Genomic DNA, 1,279 nt, shown 5'->3' on the forward strand with positions numbered 1-1,279 from the left:
GAGGTAAGCGCGGACGGCGCCGTATCCGCCTGTGTAGCCGTGAGCCTTGATCTCTTCCCAGAGGGTCCAGGCGTTCGTGCAGCCTTCGGCCCATCGCTCGTGCAGGTAGGGCTTGAAGTCGTCGAGCTTGGTGGGGCGGTGCTGCCACTGCCCCTGGAACAGGTCTTCCGGTCTGGCGGCGTCGGCCAGCCGTTGGACGGTTCGGTAGGTCATGCCGAGCTGGCGCTGGATCGAGCGTCGGCTGTGGCCGGCAATCAACAGCGCGTGGACGGTGGCGTGCTTGGCCCGGGTGCGATCCGCGAAACGGTGCCCGGTCGGCCATGGCGACCCGCTCTCGGCCGGGGCCGCCGCCTTCTCCGGCACCGACTCTACGAAGGTCGCACGGAGGCACGGGCGGTGGCGGGAGACACACCGCTCGGCCGCTTCGCCGAGGTTGCGCCACAGGTGGAACCGGTCGGCGACCTGGACCGCAGTGGGCGCCCCGGTCCTGGCCCCCTCGGCGAAGAACGGAGCCCGGTCACGGCAGACGACCTCGATCCCCGGGCGTTCGGCCAGCCAGGCCGCGACAGTGCCCGCCTCACGATCCGGCAGCAGGTCAATCGGCCTGCGTGTCTCGACGTCGACCAGCACAGTCCCGTAGACACGGCCTTTTCGCATCGCGTACTCGTCGACGCCGACCACCCGCGGGACCTGTGGCTGGGGTTCCGGGAGGGCGTCGACCAGCCGCAGGACCGTATTCCGGCTGATCCTCGCCCCGAAGACGTCGGCCAGCCTGGCACCGGCACGGCCGGCCAATGCGAGGCCGACCTCGGCCAGGACTGACCGCATGCGTTCGGTCCGCTGGCTGTATCGCCGGGTCAGGCCCGCGACCTGCTCGACGAACGTCCGCCGCACACAGGAGACGTCCTCGCACGTGAAGCGCCGCACACGAAGCCGCAGCACCACCCGCCGTCCCGCCACAGGGAGGTCAGCTGGAAACCGGAGGTAGGAGCCGTGCACCCGCCCCGACCAGCTCCCACAACCCGGACACCGAGCCCCAGCCGTCCGGCACCTGACACCGACCCGAATCACCTCGCCATCGTCCTGCACCGACTCCACCCTGATCCCCGGATCCGCCAGGAAGAGCAGCTCTTCCAGCCGAAGCAGTACCTCGCGCACAGCCCAGAACCATCAGCCCGAACGTTGTCGCCACCAGCAGTTTCCAGACGATCTCGCGAGATCTACCAGCAAGATCAACAGTCACAGGGAGTAGGCACACCACAGAAGTTGGACCAGAACC

General features: G+C 68.8%; 1 protein-coding gene. It reads right to left on the reverse strand.

Translation table 11 applies throughout. From position 1 onward, the window contains the following. Positions 1–1,158: ISL3 family transposase (locus ACZ7L1_RS39230; protein ID WP_471444496.1), on the reverse strand; the 1,158-nt coding region annotated here is incomplete at its 3' end. Positions 1,159–1,279 lie beyond the last annotated feature (121 nt).

Source organism: Streptomyces sp. NPDC107546 (assembly GCF_055639175.1).